The sequence below is a fragment of the Paenibacillus sp. GL_099_B genome, from assembly GCF_057835695.1.
In genome coordinates this window covers 1,830,360-1,848,292 of the sequence record NZ_CM174430.1, presented here as the reverse complement: position 1 = coordinate 1,848,292, position 17,933 = coordinate 1,830,360, and the positions used below count along the sequence as shown (strand labels likewise).

The window sequence follows — 17,933 nt, the reverse complement described above, 5'->3', positions numbered from 1 at the left end:
GGATGCCGCCTCCTTTAGGTCCGAAAAATCAACTCGCGGTAGATGTTGTAACCAAACTCATATAACTGCTGCAACATGCTGAACACCAATGCTCCGAGGAACACGATAATGCCCATGACAATTAACGTCAGCAGCATCGTCAGGATCGTTTTGATCACGGTGTACTGGTGTACCGTCATCGTGCCAATGAAGAGCAGCAGCAAGAACCAGAAGAAGGCGATGCTATTAAACAAATAATAAAAAGCCGTCTCTTCCTGTACCATAAACCGGCTGATGATAATCATCGGGACATAGATCAAAATAATCGGAATAAGTGAGTATCCTGTTGCTAGAAAAATCTCCCTGAACTTTCCTTCACCTTCCATCAGGGTGGTTACCGCCCAATTGGCTATGCACCAAAGAAAGAACGGCACTGCAACCGTTGCGATCTCCCCTATACTGTTGATTGTACGAGGATCGATGTAATTCACGAGAAACCCCCCGTATTGTTTTTGCAAAATCATCATGATAATGGTAAGCGCCAGTGCTCCAAAAGCAACGGTCATCCTGCCCCGCTGATCCGACTTGAGATCCCAGAATGCATCAATGGGGTGAAAAATGAGATGCAGCGGAAACTTAATGTAATCCTGCTTCACGGTCAATCTGCCTCCTCCGTCTCCATTTAACCGCCACTCGGACCAGGATCAGAATGAAAATCAATGCGATGGCAATCGTCAGAAAGGTGCCGAAATGTTCCTTCATCATCTCTCGCCGATATCTTTTGAACGCGACAGAGTAACTTTTGCGATCCATTCCCAGTTCGAAGTAACCTAGAGCTTCCTCGTTTTTCTTCTCCATCAGCAAGGACTTGCCGATACCGATATAGGCGATATCATAGTTGGCGTTCAGCTTCAGCACTTCTTTCCAGATATGAACAGCCTCTGTATCCTCGCCCTGATAATGAAGGGCAACCGCCTCATTCACGCTGGCTCCAAACCGTGTTGGCTCATAGATAACCAGATTGTTTTCCCCCCGATCCAGCACTAATTGATGATTCCCGGACTGTTCCATGGCGACTGGTGTTTTAAGCGTTCCCACCTGATTTCCTTTGCCTCCATATACGTAGAGCAGATGACCTTCATCATCGTAAGTAAACACCCGGTTCTGCGTCGCATCCAGCACACTGTACATACCGTTGCCCAGTACCTTCACATCAATCAGCTTGGACGGACCCGGGTTATTGCGGAATCTGATATCTCCTTTGACTTCAAAATAACCAAATCTCTTCAGCACATCCTCGCCGGATGGATTGAGACGTTTAATCGGTTCGCTGGAACCCGGGTCGATATTGGTCGCATATACGAACCCTTTGGAGTCGATATCCACATTGGAAAACTCGGTCGGTACAAACAAAACCATCTGCGCCCGCTGGGCTTTGGTTGAGAGCATCCGCCAAATGTATTCGCCGTAGTCGCGTTCCACCTTGTTCGTACCAACGTATCCAATGAACTGACCGTGCTCGTCAAACTGCATAATTCCTTCGTAGACACCCTGAGCCACCACATACACCCGGCCTACCCGATCCACAGTCAATTTCAGCGGTTGGAATTGAAAATTGGTCGCGAGGATATCAGACTCTGGCTTCGTAATCGTATGGACCAGCTGACCTTCTGCATCCAGGACAACTACGCGGCTGTTCCCCGTATCTGCAATGTATACTCGATCCTCTTCATCCACGAATAATCCACCTGGCGTATTAAAACTCTCCTTGCTGCCGTCCATCATAAATCCTTCGATTACCCGCAACAGCTTATACTGCGCGTCCAGGACAACAATTCGGCTGTTACCACTATCCAAAATATAAATCTGCCCGGAGGGAGAGACGTTTACATCACCGGGGTCTTTGAATTCGCCAATGCCCAGGTCGCTGCCCGAGATGGTCCGCTTGGGCAGATAGGCATCCGGTGAAGGAACGGCCTCTTTCCAGTAGTTGTAGTTATAACTCTCATACGGCGCCGGGGAGGCCGCCGCAGGCACGGCATTCACCAGCAGCAGCGATACTGCCGCCAGGAGAACAAGCCATCTTTTCACTGTGCGTGCCATATCGTTCCCCCTTATTCCTTCATGCCCGAACTCGCCATCGTCTCAATGATGCGGCTCTGAGAGAAAATAAACAGCGTGATGGGCACACTCATCAAAATAAGTGCTACCGCAGCACCTGCCCCGGCCCGGGATATTCCACCCTGAATGATCTGACCCGCCGCATAGTGCAAGGTCTTGAGCTGTTCACTGTAGATGTATCCATTGCCATCACTGCCCCACAGCATCTGGAACAACAGAATGATCAATGTGAGCCAGGCTGGCTTTACATTGGGCATGACAATGGACCAGAAAATCCGGTATTCACTCGCACCGTCAATTTTGGCTGCTTCCAGCAACGCATCCGGGATCTGCCCCATGAACTGCTTCATCAGATACAGACCCAATGAATAGGCGAATGCCGGAATAATGACGGCCCAATACGTGTCAATCCAGCCCAGCCATGACATGATCATATAGTTGGGAATGGCCGTCACGGCAGGCGTGAACATCAGGGAAAGCACAACGACCTGGAACATGAATACTTTGCCCGGAAATTTGTGCTTGGCGAGTGGGTACGCCGCTGCTGAAGCGAGCAGTACATGGCCCACGATGCCAATGCCCGTAATAAATACCGTGTTGAATATATATCGTGAAAACGGAACCCACGAGTCACTCAGCAGATTCAGCAAATCAGTGAAATTGCTGAACGTTGGATTTTTGACAAGTAGCGTTGGTGGAAAAGTAAAAATCTCATCCAGTGGTTTGAACGCATTATTGATCGCATAGATCAGCGGCAGCACCATGAAAGCACCAAATACGAGCAGAAGGGCAAACAGGGAGATGCTTCCTGATAAGGAGCGGTTCACCCGCTTTTTGCCTGTGGCAATTGCAGCCATAGCTATTCTCCTACCCTTCGAAGCAGTTTCTGTACCAGCAGATTGGTGCCCACCATAATCATGAACAGCACGGTTGCAATCGCCGAGGCGTATCCCATCTCAAACCGCGTTGTACCAAAGTCGATCAAATGGGTCACCACCGTCTCCGCCGCATAGTTCACACTCGGGAATCCGGCCAGCGCAATGGATACATCGGCCACGGCGAATGAGGTCGTGAGTTGAATGACTGCACCGAACATCAATTGCGGGCGCATCGATGGCAGGGTGATATACCAGAGCTCCTGCCATCGATTTTTGATCCCGTCTACCGCGCCTGCCTCATATAACGTCCGGTCTACGGTCTGCAAACCGGCGATAAACGCCAGAAAGCCTGTTCCAAGACTGAGCCACAATTGCACCAGAATGAGGATTGGCATAATGTAGGCTTCCGTTTTCAACCATTGGATTGGCTCCAGCAGAAATCCCCATTTGATCAGCAATCCATTGGCTATACCGTAGCGATCCCCCGAGAAAATCATTAGCCAGATAAAGTAGACATTACCCGAAATGGATGGCGCATAGAAAATCAGCGTCATGAACGCTCTCCATTTGGGCGTTAATTCATTAATGATCCAAGCAAATACGAAACAGGCAATATAACTTATGGGTCCGGTAATAATGGCAAACAGCAACGTATTTTTGATGGCAATTAGAAATACGTCATCCTCCAGAAACAGCCGGGTATAGTTCTGCCAGCCAATAAAACGCGGAAACTCCAGCATGTTGAAATAGGTGAAGCTGAGTATGATGGAGATGACCACCGGAATCACAGTGAACATGATGAATAGGATCATATAAGGAGCTAGCAGTGCATAGGAATGTTTGCTGGCCTTCATTTCCTTGAGCTTCCAGGACCACCATGATTTCATGCCCATGCCTGGTGTTTTCTCAGGAGGACTGTTTTGTCCGTCTCGGAGTGATATTTGTGACACTGTTAACCCTCCCTCTGCTTACGGAAGACCAAATTCATTACGCTTGACTCGAATCTCGTCCTGAATATACTGGGTGTAATCCATGATGGATTCCCTGGCTTCCACTTGGCCAACAACCGTCTTGTAAAATGCGTTGAACAGATGGCGTCCGGTAAAATAACCACCAGGCACTTCGGGAATTCCCTTTACCGTCTCGAATTGTGCTTTCAGATTCGCATAATCTTCAGCTGGCCACGGAAGTGAATCGAGTGCCTTGATGTTGGCCGTCGGATAACGCGCAGCCGCACCCATCAGCCCTTCCATCTCGCGGCCAAACTCAGCCTGAACCGGTGTACTGGTCCACCATTTCATGAACTCCCACGCGGCCTCCTGATCCTTGGCGCTTTCCAGCATCATGACCGCGCTGCCGCCACCCGGAACGTCCCGATTCAATGTTCCATCCGGCTGTACAGTCCCCGGAACAGGAACAAATCCCCATAAACCACGGATCTCCGGTGCAAATACGGACAGCTGGTTATACATCGTATAATCCGTCAGACCAATCGGCATCTGTCCGGTCCGGAAACGGTTGGCAAAGTCATACTCCCGCTCCAGCTTGTAATCGGTATAAAACTCTGTCCATTTCTTAAAGGTCTCAATACCGATGCGCGAATCCAGATCCGATTCCTTGTCGTCATTACGATAGAAGGAGCCTCCGTTCTGCAGCAGCATTGTGGCATACTGCGAGTTAGACGGGATATTGACCCCCTGCATGTTGGCTTGGGCCACCACCGGCATGCCAAATTCCATATGATTTTTACTCAGAATCGCCAGCAGGCTCTCGACATCATCCCACGTTTGAGGAACTTCAAGCCCCAGCTCTGCAAGCACATCTTTTCGGTAAAACAACATATTAAAGGTCTGTGTCTCCGGCAAAGCGTACACGCCTGAATCATAGGCGTACGGTACGATGGCACTGTCTCTAAACTCCTGTTCTACCGTGGTATAGTCACTGAACTGGGTGAGATCCACCGCTGAGTTCCGCATCGCAAAGTTTACCGGCAGATCATTGCCGATCTGCATCGCTACATCCGGTCCTTCACCCGATAAGGTAGCTGGCAACAGCGTACCCATGTTAACCAGCTTCAAATTGACGTTGATGCCGCTCTCCGGTGTGAATGTCTCATCAATCATCGCTTTCATCGTATTCGCCTGATCACGACCACTGCCGATCCAGACCGTCACCGTGCGCTGATCCTCCGATGTGGCTACGTTCCCGATCTGGTTATAATCAATGAAGAACGAGTGATAGAATGTCTTCGCTTCATGACCAAGCTTCGCCAGCGGACCCATACCCGTTCCAGGAATGCTGCTGTCTAATGAAGCTACATAAAGTGCATCAATCTCAAGAGGTTGCTCACGAGCCTGCTGTACCCAAGTTCCCAGTCCGCCTGTGTTCGTTTTGTATGCGGCAAGTCTTCTTGGAATGGTATCCGGCTTGTCGATCATCTCATCCAATTGTTGGGCCATCGTTTTGATCAACGCTTCCTGATCGCTGGACTGGCCTGACAGAAGACGAAGTTGCCCTGCCACTTCCTTCAGACGTTTGCTTTCTCCGCTAAATACCTCCAATAGATTCGGAATCTGCTTCTCCACCCGATAATCCCGGAATTCATCCGGCTTGGTGCCTGTAATCATCAGAATTCTCCGGTACATGGAGTTCAGGTTGTACAGGCTGTCTTCCACATTGCGAATAAGTGGAGCGAAGTCGCCCAGGCTGTTCTCCAGCCGAATGACATGTTTGCCTTTATCCAACTGAAACTTGTAAGCTTCCTCACCGCCCAGCACATCAATGCGATAGTCGCTTTGGTAACGGAACGGCGCCTTTGTCATCTCCGCAAACGGAATCTCGCCATCGATGGTCAGCTTGCGTGTGGAATAAATGCCTTTGACAAAATTTTGCTGAGCGGTAAAACCGATATGATAAAGTCCACTCTCCGGTACTTCCACTTCCCATTCGATCCACTGTCCTGGCAGACGCCAGTTAAAGCCACCAATCGTATTAATACGCACCTGGGAAGCGCTGTACGGAGATACGGCAGAACTTGATCTTTCACTGGTTGGATATAACGTAGGTGAAGATTTGGCAACAGCCGCTTCCCCTTCAATTCGGATGAGCACATCCTTAGGCTGACCGGAAGAATCCGTCTGCTTGGCTCCTGCGGTTTCCGCATAAGCAACGGCTGGCTTCTCATTGAATAGTCGTATGGATCGAATTACCATGGGTTCGCGGGAGGATTTTAGCGTTAACGTGTGCTTCCCCTTTTCCAGATAGAACTTGAATGGAGCCTGTTCATACCCGTCCGAGTCCTGAAATGTTTCTTCCATCCAGCGGGGCTTCTCCACTTGTTTTGGACGAAGATCATTGCCCTGATTATCCTGTTCAACAGCTTGTTTCTCATTGCCCCATACCCGGTCAAACTGCAAATAGGCGGCTTCCGCAAACGGAAGTTCACCGTCAATGTACAATGCACGCTCAATGGCCGAACTCTTGCCTTCTACGGGAAAATAGACAGCAGAGAGGTTGTACAGTCCGGTTTCCGGTACTTCAACTACCCAGTCGATCTCACCTGTCTCCCCGGTATGCAGCGATACACCCGGCTTGCCCTCATAATTATTCAGCTTGCGTACCTCTTCACCCTCTGCCCGTATGTAGTCTCCTGCTTCGATAGTCATATCCACATTCGGTCGTGAGGCCTCGCCTGCTTGGGACAGATATTGTTCATATCCGTTCTTCTGCCTCGTCTGCTGCAAGATGGCATCCACCTCAATGGCAGGCAAACTGCCAGAAGGCACAACTGCACTCTTTACACCTGCACCGGAAGTAAGCAAAAGTATGACGCAGGCTGCCGCTGCTGCAATGACTATGGGCAGGATCCATTTCTTTCGTTGTAGAATTCCAGCCATCCTACGAGCCCTCCTCATCAAGGCTGATGCCAGCAATGCTTAATTGGTGATACAGGAAAAGAGGTACCCGTGCGTTAGCCCGGACACGAGGCACCCCTGTCTGAACCATGCTGGTATTATGGTTTGCCAAGTTTATCGACTGCCGCTTGTGCCTGCGCTTTATACTTCTCGGCTGTTGCTGTAACGGAAGCATTGTTTTTGATAATGTCGTTTACATAGTCACCGATTGGATAGCCCGCGTAAGCGTCATCCAGCAGGATGCGGCCTGTTCCCGCGATATGCTCGCGAATCATGGCGATGTCCTTCTCGTCGGTATAACGGCTTTCCAGGTAATCCTGACCTGGGTACTCTTCAATCTGCGGAATGTCGAAGGTTTCTTCATAGATTTGGTATACAATTTTAGGATCTTCTACACCTTTTGGAATGAATTTTGCTGAGGCAGCGTTGTTGGCGTATGTTACATCTTTGTTGCCCTGAGGACCGTTCGGAATTGGTACGACTCCAGCAGCAAAGGTGATATCGCCCAATTGCCATTCCGCAGCAGTGAACAAGGCCACATCTCCATCCTTGAACGTGTTGCTTTCCTCCCAGTTCGTTTTGTCACCAGTTTTGACTTTCACAACATTCTCCACGTTATACAGGCGTTTGACGAATTCGGCAGCTTCAATCGTTTTCGGATCGGACAATCCTTCTTTTGAATGTTCGTCATCTACGATCGTGCCTCCATTGGCTGCAGTAAAGTGACGAAGCACGTCAATGGCCCAGCCGGAGAACCCGTATACGTCAATTTTCCCGTCGTTATCCGTATCTTTGGTCGCCTGTTTCGCCAGTTCCATGAATTTATCCCAATTCCATTCGCCTTTGTTATAAAGCTCCTGAGGATCAGGCAGCGACAACTTCTTGAATAAGTCACGGTTATAGTGAAGTCCCAGACCGATGCTGGTCGGAGATTCAAATGCGTAATAGTTGCCTGCGATGGCAGGGTATTTCGTGATCAGGTTTGCCTCTTGGTTGATGTTATTCTCAGCTGTGGTGAATTCGGAGATTGGCAGCAGTTGCCCTTTGAGGATGGCGGGTAGTGCGGATTTGTACTCCATCTGAACCATGTCTGCGAACGGTTCGCCAGCCAGCGCAGTCGTTGTAAATTTGTTCATGTATTCTTCGAATGGCACGTTTACAAACTCGATTTTCACGTTGTATTTCTTCTCGACTTCAGCGATTTTATCCAGTCTCGCCTTATCCGAAGCGGTCTCCCCCGCTGGCTTCAGATCCCACCAGGCCGCAACCTTGATGACACGTCCACCCAGATCAGGTACATCGACTGCCACTTCTTCTGTTCCGCCTTCTTTGTCTGTCTCGACGGTTCCAGTGCTATTGCCCGAATTCGCTGGTGCATCATTAGCCGGCTGAGCCGTTCCCCCACCACTGCAAGCGGATACAAAAAGCATTACGGCCAATAACATGAGCGGCAAAACGTTCCATTTTCTAGTCACGATTTTAACAACCTCCCCGAATGTGTATACAAATCATGGTCCGGCATAACTCCCTGACTTTCATTCACCCTAATAAAATTCGATCACCACCACCATTTGTTATTTTACCGTTTGGTTTTGACAAACAAAATTTAACATAGCATAATGTAAGCGTCAACATTTTTATTGTTAACATTTTCTAATTATTCTGATAAAATGCTGTTATATCGCTTTAAAACCTTATGAAATAGCATATTATCCAAATACCATTCTGAGTACTTTCATATTCAAAACGAAATCCATTTTGCTATTTTTGTTATTTTATAAAATAACAAAAAGATAATATCTCATTCAAAATTCGCCTTTTTCTCCTGCAACATGTCCATCGCCGAGGTCTATTTGCGTCGTTACATGTATGAGACACTAACATTTCCACTTCTACAGCCGTTATTAGATTAAGAGAAATACATCATGATATACTATATAAAATGAACTTAACATTTACACGATAACGGAGAGGACAGAAAAAATCTGGAGAAGCGAAGCTAAAAGCTTTCTGAAAGAAAGCTGCTTCGAAAGCATAGGCTTAGCCTTTATCACCGGATTTCCCATTTGAGAAGGGATTCATAAAATCTGGGGATTACAGCGATCGAAAGATTGTTCTGGCCGCGTAGTAGTCTAGTGTAAAATCATTCGTTCAACTTATAGAGAAGCAGATTTATTTCGCAATGTAAGGAATACGGCAGAACTACGAGTGTAAGGATGGTATGATGAAGACGAAGGTAACAATTCAGGAAATTGCACATTTTACAGGTCTGTCGAAATTTGCGGTCTCAAGAGCACTGTCCGGAAAATCAGGTGTTAGTGAGCAGACACGGGACGTTATTCTTAAGGCCGCTGGCAAACTTGGATATTTCAAAGATAACAGCATGTTGTCTGGTGATATGTATAGCAGCAATGAACTTCAGGACCCGCAGAACACGCGGTGGAGCGGCACCATTTTGATTTTGTTTCCTAATGTTCGTTATCAGAATCAGGAATCCGTATATTGGGGGCCTGTTTTTAACGGGATATCCTCCAGACTGAACCAGAAAGGCATCAATATTCTTACTCTGACAGAGCCTTCTGCGGATCAATTATTCACATTGCTGAATCCGGATGCCATTCGGGGCATTATTACGGTTGGTTCCATCTCGACACCTATTCTGCTTGAAATTAAGCGTCTGGGCATTCCTGTTGTCATGGTGGATCATCTGGACCCCGTCTTTCATAGTGACAGTATTTTCACAGACAACTTTGCTTCCATGCGTGACATTATGCTCTATTTGCTGCGCAAGGGATTCAAACGGTTTCAGTTTGTTGGAAATACCAGTGATGCTCACAGCTTCTATGAACGATGGGTCGCCTATACTTCGGTATTGATGGGTCATGGATTGGAAATGAATCAGATCCCCGAACTAAGCAGCCCGGATGTGGATGATTTTCGCAAGACGTTCACTTCGGTCATTCATGAGGGGAATTTGCCTGAGGTTTTTGTCTGTGCCAATGACTTCTATGCGTTATACACCATCGAGGCTCTGGAGAGCATAGGGATTAGTGTACCCGATCAGTGTGTAGTCACCGGTTTCGATAATGTGTACGACAATATCCCTGTGCTTGCCACGGTTAATGTAAACAAGGAACTACTTGGTGCGCGTGCGGTCGACCAGATGTTATGGCGTATTGTGAACCCGGAGAGTAATGTAGAGAAAAAGCTGATTCTCGCTGATGTGATGATTCGGGAACAGTACGGAAGACATAGCGGATAAAACGGCAAGGTACCCATAGACACCAAAACACCCCCATAACCAGTGTTCGGCTGGCTTGGGGGTATTTGAATTTGAATGCCATATAAAAATAGTTAATGTTAAAAGTCCATTCTACGTATCTGTCCGTACATCATCCCAATCCTGATCCAGATAACAGATCAGCCAGTTCAGCGCACGGTGACGTTCGTAGGCCACCCCGCCATTTAGCCCACCGGGAGGTGTTTGATCCTTCATACGACTGTCTACACACACCCAGTTGTACCGGTAGATTAGGTCCGCTGCATCCAAAATCTCACTTTTTGAGCGAAGGTGTGACCCGGCTACAAAAGCTTCAAGATCGTCACATTGCTGCAAATACCCCACATCTTGTCCTACGTTACAAAGATTTACCGGAGCTCCAAGTTCCTCGACATAGCCTAGCGCCCATAACATCACATGATAAGCCTCATATCCCCATGAAAAGGAGATAACCTCCTGATGCTCTGCCCCATGCTGCTCCACAAATCTTCTCTCCACAGGTGAAAAAAATGAAGCTGCATCATACTTGTCGATTACTTCCTGGACCAGCGCTGCTGTATCTTCTGCGCTCTCCCCCGCTCCCAGGCATTCACCTTTGAGAGCTGCAATACAAAGGGCTACCGCGCGCTCTGCAACTTGTTCCACACTGCGGATCGTAGTATGCTCATCCCCCGCTCTTGTAGGCAAATGAACATTGAATGGGATTCCTTGCTCCGTTAGAAGTTGCTCGGAGCGCTCTTTGCGCAGCATTGCAGATTCTGACGGGGGTCTGACATCGTCCAGAAAACTGGTGTGCGCTGTTACTTTGTAATCCTCTACTTCGGATTCTCCGTTGACATCCAGCAGCAGCTGACCTTGCGCATTCAGTAAGGAGCCACCTCCCCAGAAGATGACTGCATCCAGAGCATCGGCCAAATGCAATAATTCATTAAAGAATTCTTCGGAAATGTCCTCTTCTGTCTCGATTCCAACAACCATATTCAGTGTAGAGCATTTAATAAGTACCTTTTCCTGTAGCGAAGCATTCTTTCCCTCAATCTGACTCAGAAATCCCAGCATCCCCTGAATCATTGCAGTAAATTCTTCAGGGTGGGTCTGGCTCGTCATGATATTGAAGCCCTTTGTCTTCTTACTAAATAACTTCTTGCGTGTAACTTGAATATGAGTTTTGTCTTCCTTACGCTCAATTGTATCCTGAGGGTATATGGATTGAATCATTTCAAACAACTGATCCAGGTCAAACTGCGAGCTGTATATCGCACAATTTCTCATGAGGTTCACCTTCTTCTTTCTATATAAGTTCAACTAATAAATATTTACACTCGCACTCCGATGACAGAACAACCTTCCGATCGCTGTTATCCCCAGATTTTATTGATTCCCTTCTCCTAAGGGAAAAATCCGGGGATAAAGGCGAATACTTCGCTTCTTCAGGTTATTTCTGCCCTCTCCGTTATCGCGTAAATGTTGAGTTGAACATATATAACTAGTCCTTATACGGATCGAATTCGTTCCCTCCGGCCATCGCGACACCTACGGGGCGAAGGGTATGGTTGATTTTCAAGGTATGCGCATGCGCATTCAGCACGTCCTGCAGCTTTTTGTACACAAATGGACTTTCATCCGTTCCTGCACCCCGAAGCTCCACACCATAAGCACGAATCGCCGCTTGCATCTGTTCCTCGCTGATCTCGCCGCCCATGCGTGTACGCAGCTTATAATTCATTTTGCCAGCCGCCTGGGTTCGGCTCATAGTGCGCCCTGCACCATGTACGGTGCTGCGGAAAGACTCGGTATTCTCTTCGCTGTGGACTCCTTCCACAATCACTGAGATATCTCCCATGCTGCCTCCCACAAAACCGAGCTGGCCCGGTGCCAGCGGCGTTGCTCCTTTGCGGACCACCATCACTTCTTCGCTCATATGCTGTTCTTTCCAGGCAAAGTTATGATGGTTATGAACCGAATACTCTGCACTCGCCCCAAGAATGCCGAGCACCTGTTCAATCACATAATCGCGCCCTGCGTATGCATACCGGCCTGCCAAAGTCATTCCGTCCCAATACATATCACCCAGTTCACTCTTGAGATCAAACAGTGTTGGTGGTTGGTCCATCGATTCTCCCGGCGCTTTGCCACTGAATGCACGTCCGGCAGCCAGATTCAGAAACCCACTGGCGACCTTATGCCCAAATCCACGGCTGCCAAAGTGGTTTGCAATCCATACTTTACCCGTCGCCTCTTCAACAAAAATATCGACAAAATGATTGCCGCTGCCTACCGTCCCGAGCTGGTTGCGCGCGAGTGTCTTCAACTTGTGCTGTAGTCCAGGCTCAATGGAATCAAACAGCTTCCAGTTGGCATCATCGAACAGCTCATGCTCGACAGGATTTGGATTGTTGCGTCCTACACCGAAGGATATGGTCGCATTAATTTTATCCATAATGACAGCAATCTGATCCCGGATATCCTCCCACATCAGGTTGGTGCGCACAGCCTTGTTTCCGCAGGCAATATCATATCCAACCCCTGACGGACTGATCATGTTCCGGTAGGCAACGACGCCCCCGATGGGCTGTGAATATCCTTTGTGATGGTCTGCCATTAGAGCCACGCCCAGTACATCTCCATACTGCGAGCAAGTCACCGCCTGACTGACCGCATTCTCCAGCGGCTCCCCCCAGACTTTAATGTTATCTACAATACGCATGATCTGGTTAACCTCCTTTTGTCTTTACTAAAACTTCCAATGAAATATGTACGTTGAAATATATACGTCCCTACTCATAACTTTCTTTATTTTACCAAAGAGAGGCCCTTCCCGAAACTATACATTCCTTCAGTTCAATGATATCCGTATAAAGTAAAAAAAGAGAGCTAGGCTCTCTTTTACATGATCAGTCCCTATTTTATTTCTTACTGATCTTAAACTTGAACTCCCACGTCGCTGTGTTACCCGAATAACGGCCTCTGTTCTCCGTCACGACAACCGATAGAGTCTTGTTGATTGATTTGGAAATGGAGGAAACTTTAACGTTCATACTTTTGCTTCCCAGATCAGGGATTTTGTCCTGCTCTTCGGCATTCGCTAGTAATTTCAGCGTATCTGTAGGTTTCAGATTCAACGTGACCGACGAACCCTCGTCCAGGCTCTTGCCGTTCACACTTGCCCCTATGGCCCATTCATTACCAACGGAATTGTTCTCCACCAGTTCTGCACTGACAAGCGCCACGGTTACTTTAACCGTCTTGGCAGCGGCATAGGATGTTGGGGAACATACAGCGAATACCAAACTCAGAATCATCAAGACATTAGCCCATTTTTTGAACACGAGAGTGCCTCCCTCATATCAGTTCATTTATTTCAAGACTATGCCTTATTCGCCCTGCTCCTTAAGTAGTCCTTCTACCTATTAGACATTTCCCGTGCTATATTGATTAATTAAAATGCTTCCGGTAACCCTGAACTTTCTCATCCTTGAAACCTAGTTTTTCATAAAAAATATGAGCTTCTTTGCGCTGATCGCCAGACACCAGAATCATGTATTCACATCCAAGATCTCTCGCAATGTGCTCAATCTGAAGCATAAGCTTCTGACCAATTCCCTGTCTGCGTACCTGATCGGATACAATTACATTCTCCACAACCATGAAGGGGTTGCACTGACCCGCCAGATCCATACATTCAATACCCATAACCGATCCGGCAAGTTCGCCGTTGTAAAATGCACCGAGTACATGGTAGTGTCCATTTTGTTGGATATAGTGAAACATCTTCTGCATTTGCTGTTCATTGGTCGGTGTACCCATCAATTCGTTGTATAACTGGCTTAGTGCTGGTAAATCCTCAAGTTCGATTGCTTTAATGGAAACCATAATAGCCCTCCTGATTTTGTCCTATTTCGCATACGTTGTCTTAAGTTAGGTCCTTTTTAAAATAATAATGGCTGTGTCCGGTAGGTGCATTCTCGATCGTTGTGATCAATTGGTAGCCATGCTTCTTGTAAAATTCAGGTGCCTGATACGAGAATGTGTTCAGTTGGATGAAGTCACAGGATTTCTCACGCGCAATGCGTTCAACCTCACGCAGCAGTTGAGAACCATAACCTTGTTGCCGCTGATTTGCATCCACCCAAAGAATATCAACCTCCAGCCAGTTCCAGCAAAGTGTACTAAGCACACCTGCAACAATCTCGCCGACCTCATTTTTGATATTGAAATTCAATTCTTCATAACGATGCCTTAATTCCTCGCTCACATGCGCAGCATTAAATGCGATAAGTTGCTGGCGAACATACTCTGAATCCTCTGAAGTACTTGGATTGATGTTTATTTGGGACATCCTCTTCTCCTCCTTCTCGTCATTACTTCGTGGTAAACATCTGAATAGGACCTTCCCAGTCAGGCACTCTAACCTCTTGGTATTTATTATGGGTATAGCGTGCAATGACTTTACGCCAGAAAACCTGAGCAGGCTCATTCGTCTCCATTTCCGCTACTTTCCATGTCCCGGGAAAAAGGTTGAACATATCAATGGCGGCTTGCGCACCAATTCCCAGCTTTCTGTATTTTTTCATTACAAAAAACTCTGCCATTTCGTATATGCTCGTTCCCTGTTCACTCTCGATTTCACGAACCAGTGCGAAGCCGGCCAATTGTCCTTCTACCCGAAACAAAAAAGGGTGTCTGCCCGCTTCTGTCCAATAATGATCCAGATACTCATACTCATATAACCCGTTTTCGTTGACGTCTTCCGGGTCATATTCACTAAAATCATATTTGTACAATTCCATCAGATTGCGCAAAGTTGATTTATGTTGGTACTCCGCTTGATGAATCGATAACATGAGTGTACTTCCTCTTTCCGTTAAATTCTGCAGGGGTTCTTTATTCAGTAGTCTCAATACCCCGCTCTGTACCTTCATCAACACTTCTCCACCTTTGTACCATCCTCCTTTTTTTCACAAAAAAAAGAAAGGACAGACTGTATATCATACAGCTGCCCTTCTTCCGATTTCTTTAATGTATTCCTCTGTAGCCATCCTCTGTCTACAATGAATCTTTTATCACTCGCTTGTAATACCATATGGACAACAGGCCGAAGATTGAATACAACAACGTATACACAATCATAACGATTACAGTCGGTGTGGCAAGTTCTGTACCGAAGAAAAACCAGCCTGATTTCACGGCAAAATAACTATGGCTCAGTCCCACAACAAGAGGAATGCCGAAATTAAACAACTGCTTGAACTGAATTCCGCGTAACAGATTGCTTTGCGTAAACCCGAGTTTGCGCAGAATCGTATAGTTTGATTTCTCTTCTTCGCTCTCATTCATTTGTTTGAAATAGAGGATACACCCGGATGTAATCAAGAAGGTGAGTCCCAGGAAACCAACAATGAACATGATTAGGCCCATACTGGTACGTTGATTATTTCTGAATTCAATCTGGGAGAAACTTGGGGCCTTCAACTGCAGATCTGCAAAAATGGCATACGCATTCTCTTCTTGTCCCGAATCTGTAATTTGCACACCGTAATAATCGGTCGCTCCCCCTTTTTGAAGTTTCGGATCAAGATCCTGCGCAAGCTCCGCATAAACCGATTCATCCACAACCGCCACGGGCGTACCCTGGGTATAGTATACGGGAAGGACTCCCTGTTTCGTGGTCCCGATTAGCTGCTGGTCAATCGTTTTCTTCAACCCGTGTAGAACAATGGGACCTTCATCCCGAATGGAAAAGAATTGCTGAATCACATTGCCATATCCCATGAAAATGACTTCGCCTGGTTTCAGATCAATGTTATCTACCATGCTGTCACTTACTACACTGCTGAACAATCGATCTTCCGACAGGGAATCATTCATCACCTTGGTTGCATCAATTTCAATATACAAAGGTTGTCTGTGCTTTTCTTCATATGGAATTTGTTTGTTATCCAACTCAGCTACAAAACGATTTTTCGCATTCGCCTGTGCAAATGAAAAATCTTCCGGCAGGCTTTCCTTGGCTTGTGCCTCTGCCGAATAATAGGAAATGTAACTGAGCGACAACAAACCTATGGCGAGTGCCGATACGGTAGTAATAATGGTCAGCAGCAAGGCATTCGACCTCATGCGAAACATGATGGAGGATAACGACAATACCTCATTAATGGAGAGATAGCCTTTTTTACTTTTGCGAATCAGATTAAAGAGAAAACTGACGGAACCTTTATAGAACAGATATGTCCCCAGAATAACCGAGAACAAAATCAAAATCATTGTGTACATTAACTGCTGCATATCCAATTTCTCGACACTAAACAGCCGCGCAGACAGTATGTAACCGAATACGATCAGAGCAATACCCAAGATACCCATCAGAATCTGCCCCAAAGATAACTTCTGTACCTGCTGCTCCGTTGTAGAAGATACTCGGAAGAGCGATAGGATGCTCTGTGCTCGGATAAACAGGTAATTCATCAGCATGATGAGCAAGTACATGACCGCAAAGACAATCAGCGTTTGCAACAGCGCCATCGGTGAGAAATATAGTTTTGTTATCGCATCAACGCCAATAATTTTGAACAAAATCATCAATATCAGCTTGGAACCCAGAAACCCGATTAGAATACCGATAACCATAGAACCAAAGTAGAGAATGCAATTTTCCGCACTCAAGATGCCAAATATTCTCCCTTTCGTCAGTCCGATCAGCTGAAACAAACCGATCTCCTTACTGCGTCGCTTGATAAAGATTGTATTGGCATAGAGCAGGAAAATGCCCACAATGACAATCAGTAACACGGAGGATGCGCCGATCGCAGCCGCTCCTTTCGTTGATTCAGCAACCTCATCCATGGAGGGATCATACTGTAGTGTCACAAAGGAAAAATACAGCGCCACACTAAAGATCAGGGCGAAGACGTAAAGATAATAATTCTTCAGGTTTTTCCTCAGATTGCGAAAAATGATGTAGTTCAGACTCATGGCTGCACACCACCCAATACGCCCTGAGTTTTGATAATATCGTTGAAGAAGGATTGCCGGGACTCGTCTCCTTTATTTAATTGAGTGTAGATCTGACCGTCCCGAATGAAAATCACCCTGCTGCAATAACTCGCGGCAAACGGATCATGGGTGACCATAATAATGGTGGCCTGATGTTTGCTGTTCATATCACTTAATTTGCCAAGCAGATCCGAAGCCGATTTGGAATCGAGCGCACCTGTCGGCTCGTCAGCGAAAATAATGCTTGGATCATGCACAAACGCACGCGCGGCCGAAGTCCGCTGCTTCTGTCCACCCGAAATCTCGGACGGATATTTGTCTTTCAGCTCATATATGCCCAGTTCACGGGCAATTTGTTCGAACTTCAGGTGTGCCTCATGCTTCGGCATACTCGTAATCGAGAGCGGCAGCATTACATTTTCTTTCACTGTGAGGGTATCCAGCAGATTATAATCCTGAAAAATAAAGCCGAGATGAAATTTGCGGAATTCAGCAAGCTGTTTCTCCTTCATGCCAGTGAACTCCTGGCCCTCAATATCAATCGTGCCCTGACTTACCCGATCGATCGAAGAAAGAACATTCAACAGCGTCGTTTTCCCCGAGCCCGAGGGTCCCATAATCCCAACAAATTCACCTTTACTTACCCCGAGATCAATCCCCTTGAGGACTTCCTGTTTATTTAATTTATTGCCATATACTTTATGAATTTTTTTGGCTTCCAGTATCCACATATCCCACTCACTCCTCTTTGGTATATCTCTATCATAG

General features: G+C 46.8%; 15 protein-coding genes. 1 reads left to right on the top strand and 14 read right to left on the bottom strand.

The annotated features are described in order from the left end of the window. Positions 1 to 14: 14 nt before the first annotated feature. From AC3ITG_RS08665 to AC3ITG_RS08640, 6 genes are all read right to left on the bottom strand, one after another. Positions 15 to 635, bottom strand: coding sequence for a YIP1 family protein (locus tag AC3ITG_RS08665; RefSeq protein WP_489253483.1), 621 nt, complete (start codon positions 633 to 635; stop codon positions 15 to 17). Further along, positions 616 to 2,082, bottom strand: a complete 1,467-nt coding sequence (locus AC3ITG_RS08660; protein WP_489253482.1) for an NHL repeat-containing protein — start codon at positions 2,080 to 2,082, stop codon at positions 616 to 618. Before AC3ITG_RS08660 ends, AC3ITG_RS08665 begins: the two co-directional genes overlap by 20 nt. 11 nt (positions 2,083 to 2,093) lie before the next feature. Further along, on the bottom strand, positions 2,094 to 2,957 hold the full coding sequence (locus AC3ITG_RS08655; protein WP_489253481.1) for a carbohydrate ABC transporter permease: 864 nt from the start codon (positions 2,955 to 2,957) through the stop codon (positions 2,094 to 2,096). Positions 2,958 to 2,959: 2 nt separating this feature from the next. Continuing rightward, the gene (locus AC3ITG_RS08650) at positions 2,960 to 3,871 is read right to left on the bottom strand and encodes a carbohydrate ABC transporter permease (RefSeq protein ID WP_413379533.1); all 912 of its coding nucleotides are present in this window, start codon (positions 3,869 to 3,871) and stop codon (positions 2,960 to 2,962) included. Between the two features lie 75 nt (positions 3,872 to 3,946). After that, positions 3,947 to 6,874, bottom strand: coding sequence for an extracellular solute-binding protein (locus tag AC3ITG_RS08645; RefSeq protein WP_489253480.1), 2,928 nt, complete (start codon positions 6,872 to 6,874; stop codon positions 3,947 to 3,949). A 116-nt stretch (positions 6,875 to 6,990) separates the two neighbouring features. Further along, complete coding sequence (locus tag AC3ITG_RS08640; RefSeq protein WP_489253479.1) at positions 6,991 to 8,367, bottom strand: ABC transporter substrate-binding protein; 1,377 nt, start codon at positions 8,365 to 8,367, stop codon at positions 6,991 to 6,993. A gap of 746 nt (positions 8,368 to 9,113) precedes the next feature. Between AC3ITG_RS08640 and AC3ITG_RS08635 the strand changes: the two genes are divergently transcribed. Next, positions 9,114 to 10,154: a LacI family DNA-binding transcriptional regulator gene (locus AC3ITG_RS08635; protein WP_413376698.1), complete on the top strand. Its 1,041-nt coding sequence runs from the start codon at positions 9,114 to 9,116 to the stop codon at positions 10,152 to 10,154. Positions 10,155 to 10,265: 111 nt separating this feature from the next. Here AC3ITG_RS08635 and AC3ITG_RS08630 read toward each other — a convergent pair whose 3' ends face one another. From AC3ITG_RS08630 to AC3ITG_RS08595, 8 genes are all read right to left on the bottom strand, one after another. Next, on the bottom strand, positions 10,266 to 11,444 hold the full coding sequence (locus AC3ITG_RS08630; protein ID WP_489253478.1) for a DUF4272 domain-containing protein: 1,179 nt from the start codon (positions 11,442 to 11,444) through the stop codon (positions 10,266 to 10,268). A gap of 214 nt (positions 11,445 to 11,658) precedes the next feature. Then, positions 11,659 to 12,879, bottom strand: coding sequence for an RtcB family protein (locus tag AC3ITG_RS08625; RefSeq protein WP_489253477.1), 1,221 nt, complete (start codon positions 12,877 to 12,879; stop codon positions 11,659 to 11,661). Between the two features lie 199 nt (positions 12,880 to 13,078). Next, positions 13,079 to 13,501, bottom strand: a complete 423-nt coding sequence (locus tag AC3ITG_RS08620) for a hypothetical protein (RefSeq protein WP_489253476.1) — start codon at positions 13,499 to 13,501, stop codon at positions 13,079 to 13,081. A 106-nt stretch (positions 13,502 to 13,607) separates the two neighbouring features. After that, positions 13,608 to 14,045, bottom strand: coding sequence for a GNAT family N-acetyltransferase (locus tag AC3ITG_RS08615; protein WP_489253475.1), 438 nt, complete (start codon positions 14,043 to 14,045; stop codon positions 13,608 to 13,610). A gap of 40 nt (positions 14,046 to 14,085) precedes the next feature. Continuing rightward, a complete protein-coding gene (locus AC3ITG_RS08610; RefSeq protein WP_489253474.1) occupies positions 14,086 to 14,511 on the bottom strand; it encodes a GNAT family N-acetyltransferase in 426 nt (141 codons plus the stop codon). Positions 14,512 to 14,533: 22 nt separating this feature from the next. Further along, positions 14,534 to 15,094: a GNAT family N-acetyltransferase gene (locus tag AC3ITG_RS08605; protein WP_489254443.1), complete on the bottom strand. Its 561-nt coding sequence runs from the start codon at positions 15,092 to 15,094 to the stop codon at positions 14,534 to 14,536. A 124-nt stretch (positions 15,095 to 15,218) separates the two neighbouring features. After that, entirely contained in the window at positions 15,219 to 17,144 is a 1,926-nt protein-coding gene (locus tag AC3ITG_RS08600) for an FtsX-like permease family protein (protein ID WP_489253473.1), read from the bottom strand. Further along, positions 17,141 to 17,896, bottom strand: a complete 756-nt coding sequence (locus tag AC3ITG_RS08595) for an ABC transporter ATP-binding protein (RefSeq protein ID WP_079696476.1) — start codon at positions 17,894 to 17,896, stop codon at positions 17,141 to 17,143. The genes AC3ITG_RS08600 and AC3ITG_RS08595 overlap by 4 nt, the downstream gene beginning before the upstream one ends. Positions 17,897 to 17,933: the final 37 nt, after the last annotated feature.

Excerpts from the sequence above, each read along its gene's own strand:
- AC3ITG_RS08610 (WP_489253474.1), bottom strand. The coding sequence starts at position 14,511 with ATGTCCCAAATAAACATCAATCCAAGTACTTCAGAGGATTCAGAGTAT.
- AC3ITG_RS08660 (WP_489253482.1), bottom strand. The coding sequence starts at position 2,082 with ATGGCACGCACAGTGAAAAGATGGCTTGTTCTCCTGGCGGCAGTATCG.
- AC3ITG_RS08600 (WP_489253473.1), bottom strand. The coding sequence starts at position 17,144 with ATGAGTCTGAACTACATCATTTTTCGCAATCTGAGGAAAAACCTGAAG.
- AC3ITG_RS08635 (WP_413376698.1), top strand. The coding sequence starts at position 9,114 with ATGATGAAGACGAAGGTAACAATTCAGGAAATTGCACATTTTACAGGT.
- AC3ITG_RS08630 (WP_489253478.1), bottom strand. The coding sequence starts at position 11,444 with ATGAGAAATTGTGCGATATACAGCTCGCAGTTTGACCTGGATCAGTTG.
- AC3ITG_RS08655 (WP_489253481.1), bottom strand. The coding sequence starts at position 2,957 with ATGGCTGCAATTGCCACAGGCAAAAAGCGGGTGAACCGCTCCTTATCA.
- AC3ITG_RS08645 (WP_489253480.1), bottom strand. The coding sequence starts at position 6,874 with ATGGCTGGAATTCTACAACGAAAGAAATGGATCCTGCCCATAGTCATT.
- AC3ITG_RS08650 (WP_413379533.1), bottom strand. The coding sequence starts at position 3,871 with ATGGGCATGAAATCATGGTGGTCCTGGAAGCTCAAGGAAATGAAGGCC.
- AC3ITG_RS08615 (WP_489253475.1), bottom strand. The coding sequence starts at position 14,045 with ATGGTTTCCATTAAAGCAATCGAACTTGAGGATTTACCAGCACTAAGC.
- AC3ITG_RS08625 (WP_489253477.1), bottom strand. The coding sequence starts at position 12,879 with ATGCGTATTGTAGATAACATTAAAGTCTGGGGGGAGCCGCTGGAGAAT.
- AC3ITG_RS08605 (WP_489254443.1), bottom strand. The coding sequence starts at position 15,094 with ATGAAGGTACAGAGCGGGGTATTGAGACTACTGAATAAAGAACCCCTG.
- AC3ITG_RS08595 (WP_079696476.1), bottom strand. The coding sequence starts at position 17,896 with ATGTGGATACTGGAAGCCAAAAAAATTCATAAAGTATATGGCAATAAA.